We start from the raw sequence: 13,801 nt of genomic DNA, 5'->3' as shown, positions 1-13,801 counted from the left end.
AAAAGGCGAAAAAGTTGCCTAAACACGCTTTTTTCATCCCTAAAGAACAGCTAAGTTCAGAAAAAAACATAAAAAAACACCTGAACATCAAAAAAGATGTTCAGGCGCTATGATTAAGAGGCATTTGATTGAAGACTTTTTTCAGACAAAGCCTTGCTTTTAAAGGATGGATAACCAATCAATATGGCAATTGTTCCTGTAATGGCGATTAATACTGGATAAAAAGAATACGGTAAAATAGCAATTGGTGAGATCCCTGCAACAGCTGTTGCAGCAAGGATTTGACCGCCATATGGAAGCAACCCTTGGACACTACATGAAAAAATATCGAGAATACTTGCTGATTTGCGTGGATCAATTTCGTATTGATCGGCAATATTTTTCGCAAGTGGGCCAGTAATAATAATGGCAATCGTGTTATTTGCAGTTGAAGCATCTGTCACGCCTACTAATCCGGCAATTCCAAATTCTGCTCCCTTTTTGGTCTTGATTTTATTTGTCACCAAATGAAGCAAGAAATCAATGCCACCATTATGTTTAATAACTTCTACCATTCCAGAAATTAATACGGCAAGAAAGGCAATTTCGTACATCCCAGCCATTCCTTCTCCAATCGCTTGGACAAAGCCCATGAGTGTGTAGCTACCATCAAATAACCCAACCGTTCCAGCAAACACAACTCCTAGTGATAACACTAAAAACACATTAAGCCCTGAAAGAGCTGCAATAATAACGAATAAATAAGGTAAGATTTTCACCCAATTAAAGTCTTGTTGAGCGATTTGTGCATTTTCCCCCATTGTTAAAACACCCAATAACACGCACGTAATAATTGCTGCCGGGAGAACAATCCAGAAGTTGACTTTAAACTTATCCTTCATTTTCGTGTTCTGGGAACGAACCGCTGAAATGGTTGTATCAGAGATAAACGATAAATTATCACCAAACATAGCACCTCCCACAACAGCAGCCATTGAAAGTGCGAGTGAGATGTCTGTTTGTTCACTAATTCCAACACCAATTGGTGCTAGAGCCACAATCGTTCCCATTGAAGTTCCCATTGCTAAAGAGATGAAACAAGCGATCACAAACATTCCTACCATCAATAGGTTTTGGGGAACGACAGATAACGCGAGGTTGACCGTTGAATCAACAGCACCCATTCCTTTCGCCGTTGCAGAAAATGCTCCAGCTAATAAGAAAATTAGGACCATTAACATCACATTGCTATTTCCAGCTCCTCGGCAAAAGATATCAACTTTAGTTTGAAAGGTTTCCTTGCGATTCATTGCCAATGCAACAGCTCCTGAAATGGCAATCGCAACAATCACTGGAAACGCATAAAAATCACCTGTGACAACCCCAGTTCCAATAAACAAAATTAAAAAAACAGCAAACGGCAAAAGTGCCCAAGCATTTCCCTTTCCTTCTAGCTTCATAATTGATTCCTCCTAGTCTAGTTTCTAGGGTCTATCGTGCAAAAACAAAAGACCCCTTCTTTTATAAACAAGAAGAGGTCTTATAATATCTATAAAACGCTCTTCCTATCTTTCAAGCATGAATGACTGCTTGCTGGATTTGGCACAGCAACTCAAAACTTGAGTTCCGCTGCCGAGATATCAACGGGCCAGTCCCTCCATCTCTCTTGATAAGAAGATATTAATCTAGGTTTTTTACGGTCAGTAAGCAAAAGAATAACGCATTGGCTTTTAGAATGCAAGTACCATTTTTAGGATATTTTACATTTTTTTAAGAAGATAAGGATAAAAAGTGTCTAACTACAATCTAGAAAAACGATTGTAAAAAAATAAAAATTGCCCATTATTGTTCGATTTCAAACTACTGGGTTGTGTATAATGATGTTATGAACATGATTTAACTATATTACACTAAACAATCTATCCTACCTTTTTAACCTACTGGAGTGACCTACATATGAAATCAAAACAAACTTTGCCAATTCTGTTTGCAATTATGTTTCTTGTTATGATTGGATTCGGAATCATTATTCCCGTTTTACCTTTTTATGCTGAGGAAATTGGTGCTACCCCAACCCAACTAGGTTTGCTAATGGCTGTTTACTCCATTATGCAATTTTGTTTTGCGCCTATATGGGGAAGAATTTCCGATAGAATTGGACGCAAACCCGTTATCATGATTGGTATCTTAGGGCTTTCTCTCTCGTTTTTCATGATGGCTTTATCAACCGAATTGTGGATGCTGTTTGTTGCTAGAATTATTGGGGGAATTTTATCTTCAGCTAATATGCCAACAGTCATGGCTTACGTAGCGGATGTTACCTCTGAGGAGAACCGTGGAAAAGGCATGGGAATCATCGGAGCAGCTACAGGTCTTGGCTTTATTTTTGGACCTGCTATCGGTGGCGTTTTTTCAGCATCAAGCTTACAAATTCCTTTCTATCTTGCAGGTGGATCGTCTCTCATCACCTTCTTCTTTGTATGGTTTGTGTTAAGAGAATCACTACCGAAGGATGGAAAATCAGAGGTTTCACAGAAAAAGCCTTCCTTACTTGCAGCGTTTAAAGGTCCTAATTCAATTTTGTTTATCTTACAACTGTTCATTACTCTTTCGTTAGCAGGCTTAGAAGCTACATACGCTTATTTTGCCGCTGTTACAGCAGGATTAGAATCTAAGCAACTTGGGTATATTTTCATGATTATGGGCTTTGCCCAAGCCTTAATACAAGGGGGATTGGTTGGTAAGCTAACCAAAAAGTATGGCGAAGGCTTTGTGATTCAACTTGGGATTATCATCTCTGCAATAGGATTTAGTCTGATCTTATTTACAAAAGACTTCCTAACAGCTGCCATTTTTTTGTCGATATTCGGCATTGGAAATGGTCTGATTCGACCAGGGATCTCTTCTTTATTAACGAAAACCTCCTCTGCCGGGCACGGGAGCGCAACTGGGCTCTTATCTTCCTTTGATTCATTAGGGAGAATCATTGGTCCCCCACTAGGCGGATTGCTTTATTCTATTACCATTGGCTTCCCATATCTAGCAGGAATGGTCTTATCGATTATTGCTCTGATGTTCTATCAAATCTATAAAGTTCAGACAAAACATACACATAGCACTGTAAAACAAAGGTAGCAGACATCTGCTACCTTCTTTACTTCTTTTAAACATTCAGTTGTTGAGTTTATTCAAAATCAACCAAAGCTCCATGTGTATGTGCTTTTAAGCTTGCTCATTTACGTTATTGTCCTTATAAGTTTCTTACCCCACCAGATTAGGAAAACACCTCATTAACCATAAGAGTTCCCTTAAATAAACCTATCCTCCATAAAAGAACGGAACCCTCACGGACCTAGATGAGGAAGTCAGCAGGGTTTGATCAATAAGCGGATAAATTTCTCTTAACTAAGAATTAGCACTGAAAATAGCTTGAATATACGGAGAAACTCCGACTACTGACTCAAAAAAACGTGATAATGGGTGCTTTTGCTTTGCTTAATCGGAAAAACTCCGCTTATTTAGCCTAAACCGAGCCTTAATCCACAGCTTAGCCGGAATTGCTCCGCTTATTTTTAAATACTTTATAAAATAATTTATTTAGCAAAATGAGGGGGAAATTGTGGCCTTACACCAATAAAAATGAGTGCCAATTTCATATGCAAATTGGCACTCATTTTAACTCACACCATTAATGTTTGTGATAGGACCTGGAACTCGTTTTCCTCTAAGAAGATCTTTTAAAAGTATATTAAACATTGCTGAACAAGCCGCTTACGCTTTTCTCTTGTCCAGCTCCAACGGCTAACTCCTCGAGTCGCTTCAGTCTGTCAGTTGAAGTCAAAGAACGACTTCATCTGCCAGACCTCCAGCGCTTGTCGGAGTTGAACAAGCCGCTTACGCTTTTCTACTTTAAAGGTTTTGGAAGAATAATCGTATGACATCTGCTCCGCCAATAAAGGTTCCTAAGGAGCTTCCTAAGTTCGCCAGTACAACCACAAGTAAAACACGGGTTACTTTATTATTCCAAAAGCCTTTGACGCTAAATACGTCTTCTGTGAGCGTTTCAAAGTCATTTACACTTGGGCGACGCATATAGGCTTGTACGGCACCTGCAAACCACCCTGCTGCAAGTAATGGATTTAGTGAGGTAATTGGAGCTGCGATAAATGCTGTTAAAATCGCCAACGGATGTCCAAACGCAATCGCTGTTCCAATTGCCGATAAAGAGCCATTCCAAATAATCCAGCTAATCGCTTGTTGAGTTCCTGCTGAAGGATTTGCAATAAAAGTATAAGCGACGATTAATAAAATTAGAATTGGAATTGACCAGCCAATTATTTTTGGAGCCTTTGACTTAGGTGGAAGCTTTGTCAACGCAGCTAAATCATGATCCTTATGTATCTGTTTTGTGATTCCCGGAACATGTGCCGCTCCTAATACAGCCACAACCTTTTCTCCAGGTGCTTTCTTAATCTTTTGTGCTAGATATTGATCACGTTCATCAATTAACGGTGTCTTTAACCTTGGGAAGGCTTCTGTAAATTCTTTTAGCATTGAATCAAGCATATCTTGTGATTTCATTTTTTCTAATTCTTCTTCAGATATACTTTCCTTACTAAATATCCCGTAAATAATCTGACTTAGGAGAAGAGCCTTCCCTTTAAGCCCCAGATTGCCCCAGATTCGCGAGAACGTCACTTGGATATTCCGGTCTGCTAATACTAATTTAGCATCATTCTCCTTAGCTGATTGGATACCTTGTATCATTTCCTGACCAGCCTGAACGCCTAATTCTTTCGCCATTCGTTTTTGAAACGAAGAAATAGCCAAGTTCATTAACAATAATGATGCTTTCTTTTCCTTGATAACCTTGAAAATATCCATCTCTCTCCACTTATTTCCTTCTTGGATCGACTGGTATCTTTGCTGATCAAGTTCAACACAAACAGAATCTGGTTTTTCCATATCAATTACTTCTTTTACTAGCTCCGCACTCTTTTTCGAAACATGTGCGGTTCCTATCAATATATATTCTTTTCCATCTAAATGGATTCGGGTTATATTCTCACTATCCTCAGGCATAGATGTACCTTCCTTTTTCACAGTGTTTTCTATGTAAGTTTGCCGTCTAATGTCTTTTCTATTATACAATATCGAGCGATAGAACTAAAACTGATATTCCTTTTACTAGACTACTAATCACTATTCACATTATGTAAAACAAAGGGTAAAGAAAAAGCCCATGCTACAATACGCAGGGCTTTTTCAAACTTACTTTTTTTCAAGTTCTTTCTTATATTGCTCAAACTCTTTTGATGTACAACGAACCCAATGATTAGGACGAATTTCTCTGAACTCAGGTTCCTCGCTTGTATCATGTGCTGTCGGATCATAGGCAATTCGTACGCGTTCACGCTCATACCTTGGATCCGGTAATGGGATTGCAGACAATAGAGACTTCGTATAAGGGTGTACGGGGTTCTCATACAACTCATCACTATCTGCAAGTTCCACAAGGTGCCCCATGTACATAACACCAATTCGATCACTAATGTATTTTACCATTGAAAGGTCATGGGCAATAAACAAATAGGTTAAACCACGATCTCTTTGTAGCCTCTTTAGTAGGTTAACAACCTGTGCCTGAATTGATACGTCTAGAGCTGAAATCGGCTCATCGGCAATAATAAATTCTGGCTCTACCGCTAAGGCACGAGCAATCCCGATTCTTTGTCTTTGTCCACCACTGAATTCATGTGGGAAACGGGTCGCATGCTCTTTATTTAGACCGACAACTTCTAATAACTCTTCTACTCTTTTCTTACGTTCTGCGTCATTCTTCGCTAGTTTATGAACATCTATTCCCTCGGCAATAATATCAAGTACCGTCATTCTTGGGTTTAAAGAGGAATGTGGATCTTGGAAAATCATCTGCATCTTACGGTTAAATTTTCGAAGCTGATCACGGGATTTCCTTCCATGAACATCTTCCCCATTAAACTTAACCTCTCCACTAGTCGCATCATATAAACGGATGATGGTTCGACCAGCAGTGGATTTTCCGGAACCCGATTCTCCTACCAAACCAAATGTTTCACCTTTATAAATGTCAAAAGTAATTCCATCAACAGCTTTAATTACTTTATCTTTTCCTGCGGAGAAGTGCTTTTTTAAATCTTTTACCTCTAATACTTTTTCTCTTGTCATTACTTGTCACCGTCCTTGCGACCTGTATTCGCAAACCCCTGCATTCTTTGTTTTACCGTCTCAGGGGGTTCAATGTTAGGTGCATCTGGATGTAGCAACCAAGTAGCCGCATAATGTGTATCGGACACCTTAAACATTGGCGGCTCCATTACGGTATCAATTTCCAATGCAAATTCATTCCTTGGGGCAAATGCATCCCCTACAGGCGGTTTTAGCATATTAGGAGGTGTACCAGGAATCGCATATAATTCCTCATCCGTACTGTCAGGGGTTGGCATTGAACCAAGTAATCCCCACGTATACGGATGTTTCGGGTTATAGAAAATATCATCTACTGTACCCATTTCAATAATCTTTCCTGCATACATAACCGCAACTTTATCTGCAACATTGGCAACGACACCAAGATCATGCGTGATAAAGATAATTGCACTATCGACTTCTTTTTGGATTTCCTTCATCAATTCTAAAATTTGTGCCTGAATGGTTACATCAAGTGCTGTGGTTGGTTCATCAGCGATTAAAACCTTTGGATTACAAGCAAGCGCAATTGCTATAACTACACGCTGGCGCATACCGCCTGAAAATTGGTGTGGGTACTGATTCATCCGTACCTCTGGTTGTGGAATTCCAACCTGATTTAATAGCTCAATCGCACGTTTTTTAGCATTCTCACGATTCATGTTTTGGTGCTTGATAAGCCCTTCCATGATCTGATTTCCAATTTTCATCGTTGGGTTTAGAGAAGTCATTGGGTCCTGAAAGACCATTGAGATATCCTTCCCACGAATCTTCTGCATTTCCTTTTCAGACTTTTTAACAAGGTCGACTCCTTCTAAGAGAACTTGACCTTCTTTAATAAATCCTTGTCCTGCAAGGAGTTTCATTAAAGCCATTGAAGTTACTGATTTTCCAGATCCAGACTCTCCAACGATTGCTAATGTTTCCCCTTTATCAAGGTCAAAACTGACACCTCGAACTGCTTGAACCTCGCCGTTGTAGGTGTCAAATGAAACTTTCAAATCCTTTACTTCTAATAATTTACTCATTTTTGCACACCTACCTTTTATTTATGCATCTTAGGGTCAAATGCATCACGCAGACCGTCACCGACAATATTAAATGCAATCATAATCACAGAGATTAATATTGCAGGAAATACTAGCATATATGGGTATAGGGACATATTATCAAACCCAATGTCAATTAAGGAACCGAGTGAAGCATCTGGAGGGACAATCCCCAATCCGATAAAGCTTAAGAATGCTTCAAAAAAGATAGCGCCTGGAATAGTAAACATCGTATTTATGATAATGATTCCACTAATGTTTGGAATTAAGTGTTTTCGAATAATTGTTCCGTTCGGCGTTCCTAAAGTCCGAGCTGCAAGAACAAACTCTTGACTCTTAACCTTCAAAATTTCCCCTCGGACAATACGTGCCATTCCTGTCCAACCGGTTATCGTTAAAGCGATAACGATTGAGACAATACCTGGTTGCAGAACGAGCATCATCAAAAGAATGATTACTAAGTTCGGAATACCTACAAGAACCTCTACAATACGCTGAAGAATGTTATCCACTCTTCCACCATAAAATCCTGAAATCCCACCATAACTAACACCAATCAAGAGGTCAATGGCTGCTGCAACGAACGCAATAATTAAGGAAACACGAGTTCCTAACCATAGACGTGTCCATTGATCGCGGCCTAATGTATCGGTACCAATCCAGAAATAAGTGTCTTCTAAACCTTTTGCATCATAGATATGATAAGTTGCTTTTACCTCAGCAGAGTTTCTGCTTCCGTCACCTTCACTAACAACCTTAATATCAATAAAATCTTCATTATTATCATATCTAGCAATAGCCTTTGCAGTGGCAGCTTCGACATTATTACCTGTATATTTACCACTTAAGGTTCCGTCAAAACCTAGCCAGGAGACATTTTCCAAAACTGGAACACGTGGTGGCAGTTTTGCTCTTGATAAATCCTGATCATCGTTTCCATACTCGTTAAACATTGGTGCAAAAATACTTAACAAGATAATTGCCACGAGAATAAAGATACTAAACATAGCCATTTTGTTGCTAAATAACGTTCTTCGTGCATCTTGCCAAAAAGTTCTGCTTGGGCTAGAAATCTTTTCACTTGTATCCTCTTTTCTAACAAGAGGTTTAAAAAGTTCCTTAGGTATATTGTTTTGATTTTTGTTATCCATTATTTACTTCCTCCTGCAAGTCTAATTCTAGGATCAATTAATCCATAAAGGAGGTCGATTACTAAAATAATCGCTACAAATAGGAACGCAAACATTAAGGTTGTTCCCATAATGGTTGGGTAATCGTTAACCATTACTGATGTAACGAATTGTTCCCCGATTCCAGGAATCGCAAAGATTTGTTCGATTACCATTGACCCAGTCATCAAACTAACAGCCATTGGACCAATAACAGTTACGAGTGGGATTAAGGCATTTCGCAATCCATGCTTCCAAATGATCCCAGACTCCGTTACACCCTTGGCGCGAGCAGTTGTGATGTAATTAGAATGAAGGACTTCTACCATCTCTGTTCTTGTAAAACGAGCAGCGGTTGCCATTGGGTGAATAGCCAATGCAATCGTTGGCAAAATGGTATGCTTAAACTCACCCCATAATGCTACTGGTAATAAACCTAATTTAACAGCAAATACATATTGTAATAATCCGGCAAAAACAAAGGATGGAATTGAGGTTCCTAGTACGGCTATAGTAGTCGATGTATAATCAAGAGGACCATTACGGAAGATTGAGGCAGTTAAACCTAAGAGGATTCCGAGCAGTGTTCCTACAACTAATGCTTGAAAACCTAATAGAGCAGATGGCCCAATCCGATCCACTAAAATATCTGTAACAGGTGTATTATCAAAGGCAAATGAAATCCCTAAATCTCCTTTTACAAGACCACCCATGTATTTAGCATACTGAACTGGAACAGGATCATTAAGCCCATACTTTTCTAAGACAATTTGCTTTTGTGATTCACTTAATTTATCTTCAGCATTTAATGGACTACCAGGTAACATTTTCATTAGGAAGAATGAAACTGTTGCGATGATAAACAATGTGATGAACATATACCATAATCGACGCAGAATATAGCGAGTCATTCCTGCACCCCCTAATTTACTTCAAATTTTAAATTTCCTCGTTAATTGTTGTTATTATCAGACATTTCTCCTCTAAAACGGAGAAAGAGAGTATATGCTTTTAAAGCACACACTCTCTTGTCTATTACGCTAGGGTTGGAAAATTCTTTGGACTAACTTTTACAAGTTATTCTGCAGATCCAACAGAAGCCCACTTATACTCATAAGTTGCTCCGAACGGGTTAACATATACACCCTGAATTTTCGGAGAAACCAATTGTGCCATAGCACTTTGATATACTGGAGCAATTGCTGCATCTTCAAATAGAATCTTTTCCGCTTCTAGGAAGTTTTGATAACGTGCTTCGTTATCTTGTGCAAGTGTTGTTGCTGCTTCATTTAGTAATTCATCATACTTAGCATTTGAATATCCCATTTTGTTGTTTCCGCCATCCGTAATCCAAAGGCTTAAGAATGTGTATGGATCAAGATAGTCAGGACCCCATCCTGCAAATTGCATATCATAATCCATGTTTGTATCTAAATCAAGACGTTGTTCGAAAGGAACTTGCTTTAAAGTCACTTTTAAACCAGGAAGGTTTGTTTGTAATTGGTTAGCAAGATATTCGTTCATAACTTTTGAAGTCTCAGTGTCGCCACCAAGGAATTCAAGTTCAACAGAATCTGTTCCTAATTCTTCTAAACCTTTTTCCCAGAATTTCTTCGCTTCTTCAGCATTGTAAGCTGCTAAATCTCCGCTTACATCGCGGAAATCATCTTCCGTTCCAGGGATTGTAACGAAGTCTTTTGGAACAAGTCCATTAGCAACGATAGAACCGTTGTTTAGGATTTCATCAACAAGAGCTTGCTTGTCAAATGCAAGGCTAATTGCTTTACGGATGTTCACATTTGCAAGTGCTTCATTTCTTGTTTGGTTAAGCTTTAAATAGAACACAGATGTTTCTGGTGTTACCGCATAGTCTTCATGTGTAGAGTACTGGTCAACTAAGTCAGAAGATAACCCAGCACGATCTACTGTACCTTCTTCATATAATGCTACAGCAGTTTTAGGGTCTTTAACTACTTGGTGATGTAATTTTTCTACTTTTACAGTATCTGCATCCCAGTAAGTATCGTTTTTAACAAGATCCCACTCGTTAGAAGTACTTGTCCAGTTATCTAATTTAAATGGTCCATTAGATAAAAGTGTTTCAGTGCTAGTAGCGAACTTGTCGCCTTGCTCTTCAACAAACTTCTGATTTAATGGTAAGAATGTTCCAAAAGTTGTTAATGAGTGGAAGTATGGCGTTGGATGCTCAAGCTCAACAACTAAAGTATAGTCATCTTCTGCTTTAACACCTAGCTCATCAAGTTCCGCTTTACCTTCGTTAACTGCAGTAGCGTTTTTAATAACGCCGCCCATCATGTATGGACCATACTCAGATCCAGTGTCCGGGTTTACAGCACGTTGCCAAGCATAAACAAAATCATTCGCTGTTACAGGGTCACCATTTTCCCACTTTGCATCTTCACGAAGTTCGAAAGTCCAAGTAAGACCGTCTTCACTTACCTTGTGGTCTACAGCAATCCCTTCAACAGGTTGTGCATTTTCATCTAAGCGATATAGGCCTTCCATTGTTGCGCCCAAGAACTGGAAACCGTATTCATCAGTTGCCAATGATGGGTCCATTGAAGGAATCGTATCGCCATTGATTAGGTTTAATACTTGTTCGCCGCCTTCAGCAGCTTGGTCTGAACCTTCATCTGCTGGCTTGTCAGATGTATCGTCTCCGCCACCGGAACAAGCAGCTAAAAACATGCTAAGTACTAGGCCAAGTGATAATAGCCAAGCAAATTTTCGCTTCATTTGTGTATGCCCCCTTATTTATTTTTATTTTCTGGCAATTCTAGCTATTTAAAAAGAAGCTAATGAAAGTATACTCTGTAATTGGTATTGTTGTAAAGTATAAAAAAATATAAAAGTCAAAAAATATAATAATTCTAATTAGTATTTGCATTGAGTTTGCTTCTTTGTAAGGGTTTTTATATTATATTAATACATTTGAATGGATAATATTTCAAAGAAAAATTCCTTTACTAATATAATACTTTGACGTTTTAAAGTGTAAAAATTAAGTTATTTAGCTTATCTTTTCACCACATTTAGTACTTTTAAACAATTCACTCCTTCCCCTGCAGAGTTTGAACTTTTATAGTATAATTTCGAGGGATAAAAACCATCCTTTAATTAGTTCCAAAATAATTCATATAAAGGTGAAGAACATGTTTTACAATAAATGGCTATTCCTTTTACTCAATCTTCTACTATCATTCGTGTTCTTTCTAATACTAGCGGATGAATATACCTTTGTTCATTACATCAACACTCTTTTCTACTTCGCTTTCCTATATCTTTTGTATTTCTTGCTTCAATATACCAAAAAAGGCGGATTTTTTGATGGGGTCACTTTTGGTTTTCGAAGATTCCATCATACGTTCATAAAAAGAGATGATTATCTGGAGGAGTGGAAAGAAAAACCCCTTCCGTCCCAAAAAGTTGGCTCCAAGCGTTACGAGGTTGTGCGGTTTCAAAGCCTTGGCCTTATCGGATTACTTTGTATTTTATTATTTGTTTACTATCTCCTAATCGAACGCTAGATTTTCACCCACGAGAGAAGCCCAAGCAAAATGCTTGGGCTTCCGTTTTCCTTTTTCTTCTATATATATATTATAAATTAGCTTCTTCTTTTGGCAGTGCGTAAGCACCCTCTTCATCGTGTGTTTCTTGACCTGTGCATGGAGGATTGAACACACAAACCATTCTCATATCTGACTTTGTTGCGCGCAGCAAATGTTTTTCGTGTCCTACCAGTGCATACAGTGTTCCAGGTTTAATTGGGTGGATTTTTCCTGTTGTTAAGTCCTCAATCTCGCCTTCCCCTTCCACACAATAAACGGCTTCCTGATGATATTTATACCAGAACATGCTCTCTGTTCCTTTGTAAATAATCGTATCATGAACAGAAAAACCCATTCCTGCATCTTTTAAAATAATCCTTCTACTTTCCCACGTTTCCCCTTTTACATGATCTTCTGTTCCAATTACATCTTCTAAATTTTTTACAATCATCATGATTCCTCCTTTAGTTAGTAAGACTCGCTTTAACACTTTCTTCAATTATGGCAAAACCTTGATTTAAGGTTTTACAATCGATTGTTAACGCAGGCATAATTTTAAACACTTCGCTATTCGGCCCAGATGTTTCCATGATTAGACCTCGTTCGAAGGCTTCGGCACAAATTTTGTCCGCTAATCCCTTAACACCACAAGCAATGCCTCTAAACAGGCCTTTTCCGCGAACTTCCCCTTTCAGTTCAGGATACTTTGATACTAAACCAGTTAAAAAGTCATCGACTAACAAACCCTTTGCAACAATATCTTCAGAAAACTTTTCTGTTTCCCAGAATGTTAATGCCTCTGTCGCAGTAATAAATGCTAAGTTATGACCCCGAAAGGTTCCATTATGCTCACCAGGTGCCCAAAGATCATATTCTGGTTTTATAAGTGTTAAAGCCATCGGTGTGCCATAACCACTAATTGATTTTGATAGACAAACAATATCCGGCTTTATTCCAGCCGTTTCAAAACTAAAGAATGTACCTGTACGTCCACAACCTGCTTGGACATCATCAATAATTAATAAGATATCCCAGCGGCGGCAAACCTCTTCAATGCGTTTTAACCAAACATTATTTGCGACATTTAAACCACCTTCGCCCTGTACGGTTTCAAGAATGATTGCTGCCGGTAGGGCAACTCCACTTCCGCTATCTTCTAGAAAACGTTCTAAATAATCAACGGTATCGACATCTTTCCCTAAATATTTATCAAAAGGCATGGCAACACTATGATTAAGTGAAACCCCGGCCCCATGACGTTTAAATGAATTCCCTGTAATTGATAAGGAACCCAGCGTCATCCCATGGAAACCATTCGTGAAACTAATCACTAGTTCACGACCCGTTACCTTACGTGCGAGTTTCAAAGCACTTTCAACCGTATTCGTTCCAGTTGGTCCAGGGAACATTACCTTATATTCAAGCCCTCTTGGTTTTAAAATCGTTTCATTGAATTTTGTTAGGAAAGTAGCTTTTGCTTTTGTTCCCATATCGAGACTATGTGTAATTCCATCCTCAGATAAATAACGAATCAATGTTTCTTTCATCTTAGAGTTGTTGTGTCCATAGTTTAGGGCTCCTGCCCCCGCAAAAAAGTCTATATAAGCCTTGTCATTTACGTCCCACATCATTGAATCTTTTGCTTTCACAAAGGTAGTTGGAAAACTACGAATATACCCTCTTACTTCCGACTCTAATTCTTCAAAGACCTTTAATTGAGGATCTAATTCAGTAATTGTTTGCATTCATACACAACCTTTCGGAATATTCAGTCTAATAAGTGTGTTACAACCCTTGACGTGACAAC

Annotated in this window: 11 protein-coding genes and 1 riboswitch; of the genes, 2 read left to right on the top strand and 9 right to left on the bottom strand. The window is 38.6% G+C overall.

Going from position 1 to position 13,801, the window contains the following annotated elements; genetic code table 11:
• Nucleotides 1-113 precede the first annotated feature (113 nt).
• Nucleotides 114-1,439 carry a Na+/H+ antiporter NhaC family protein gene (locus M3182_RS21065; RefSeq protein WP_251428178.1) on the bottom strand — a complete coding sequence of 442 codons (1,326 nt, stop codon included), beginning with the start codon at nt 1,437-1,439 and terminating at the stop codon, nt 114-116.
• 102 nt (nt 1,440-1,541) lie between these two features.
• A riboswitch (SAM riboswitch) is annotated at nt 1,542-1,655 on the bottom strand.
• Nucleotides 1,656-1,935: 280 nt separating this feature from the next.
• Between M3182_RS21065 and M3182_RS21060 the strand changes: the two genes are divergently transcribed.
• Complete coding sequence (locus M3182_RS21060) at nt 1,936-3,114, top strand: MFS transporter (protein ID WP_251559884.1); 1,179 nt, start codon at nt 1,936-1,938, stop codon at nt 3,112-3,114.
• 774 nt (nt 3,115-3,888) lie between these two features.
• Here the strand turns inward: M3182_RS21060 and M3182_RS21055 are convergent.
• From M3182_RS21055 to M3182_RS21030, 6 genes are all read right to left on the bottom strand, one after another.
• On the bottom strand, nt 3,889-5,061 hold the full coding sequence (locus tag M3182_RS21055; RefSeq protein ID WP_251559882.1) for a TraB/GumN family protein: 1,173 nt from the start codon (nt 5,059-5,061) through the stop codon (nt 3,889-3,891).
• Nucleotides 5,062-5,250: 189 nt separating this feature from the next.
• Nucleotides 5,251-6,186: an ABC transporter ATP-binding protein gene (locus tag M3182_RS21050; RefSeq protein ID WP_251428186.1), complete on the bottom strand. Its 936-nt coding sequence runs from the start codon at nt 6,184-6,186 to the stop codon at nt 5,251-5,253.
• On the bottom strand, nt 6,186-7,235 hold the full coding sequence (locus tag M3182_RS21045) for an ABC transporter ATP-binding protein (RefSeq protein ID WP_251428190.1): 1,050 nt from the start codon (nt 7,233-7,235) through the stop codon (nt 6,186-6,188). The genes M3182_RS21050 and M3182_RS21045 overlap by 1 nt, the downstream gene beginning before the upstream one ends.
• Before the next feature lie 17 nt (nt 7,236-7,252).
• Entirely contained in the window at nt 7,253-8,407 is a 1,155-nt protein-coding gene (opp3C, locus tag M3182_RS21040; protein WP_251428192.1) for an oligopeptide ABC transporter permease, read from the bottom strand.
• A complete protein-coding gene (gene opp3b, locus M3182_RS21035) occupies nt 8,407-9,336 on the bottom strand; it encodes an oligopeptide ABC transporter permease (protein WP_251428195.1) in 930 nt (309 codons plus the stop codon). Before opp3b ends, opp3C begins: the two co-directional genes overlap by 1 nt.
• A 166-nt stretch (nt 9,337-9,502) precedes the next feature.
• Nucleotides 9,503-11,182, bottom strand: coding sequence for a peptide ABC transporter substrate-binding protein (locus M3182_RS21030; RefSeq protein WP_251428198.1), 1,680 nt, complete (start codon nt 11,180-11,182; stop codon nt 9,503-9,505).
• Between the two features lie 416 nt (nt 11,183-11,598).
• On the opposite strand from M3182_RS21030, the gene M3182_RS21025 reads away from it, so the two are divergent.
• Nucleotides 11,599-11,973 (top strand): DUF3899 domain-containing protein, encoded by a 375-nt coding sequence (locus tag M3182_RS21025; protein ID WP_251428200.1) that lies wholly within the window; start codon nt 11,599-11,601, stop codon nt 11,971-11,973.
• Between the two features lie 70 nt (nt 11,974-12,043).
• Here M3182_RS21025 and M3182_RS21020 read toward each other — a convergent pair whose 3' ends face one another.
• Nucleotides 12,044-12,445 carry an ectoine synthase gene (locus tag M3182_RS21020; RefSeq protein ID WP_432806592.1) on the bottom strand — a complete coding sequence of 134 codons (402 nt, stop codon included), beginning with the start codon at nt 12,443-12,445 and terminating at the stop codon, nt 12,044-12,046.
• Nucleotides 12,446-12,458: 13 nt separating this feature from the next.
• Complete coding sequence (ectB, locus tag M3182_RS21015) at nt 12,459-13,739, bottom strand: diaminobutyrate--2-oxoglutarate transaminase (RefSeq protein WP_251428206.1); 1,281 nt, start codon at nt 13,737-13,739, stop codon at nt 12,459-12,461.
• Nucleotides 13,740-13,801 lie beyond the last annotated feature (62 nt).

This window comes from Mesobacillus maritimus (assembly GCF_023715205.1).
Classification (GTDB): Bacteria; Bacillota; Bacilli; order Bacillales; family Cytobacillaceae; genus Mesobacillus_B; species Mesobacillus_B maritimus_C.
Note: the sequence above shows the minus strand (reverse complement) of the source record. Positions and strands in the feature narration are given on the sequence as shown.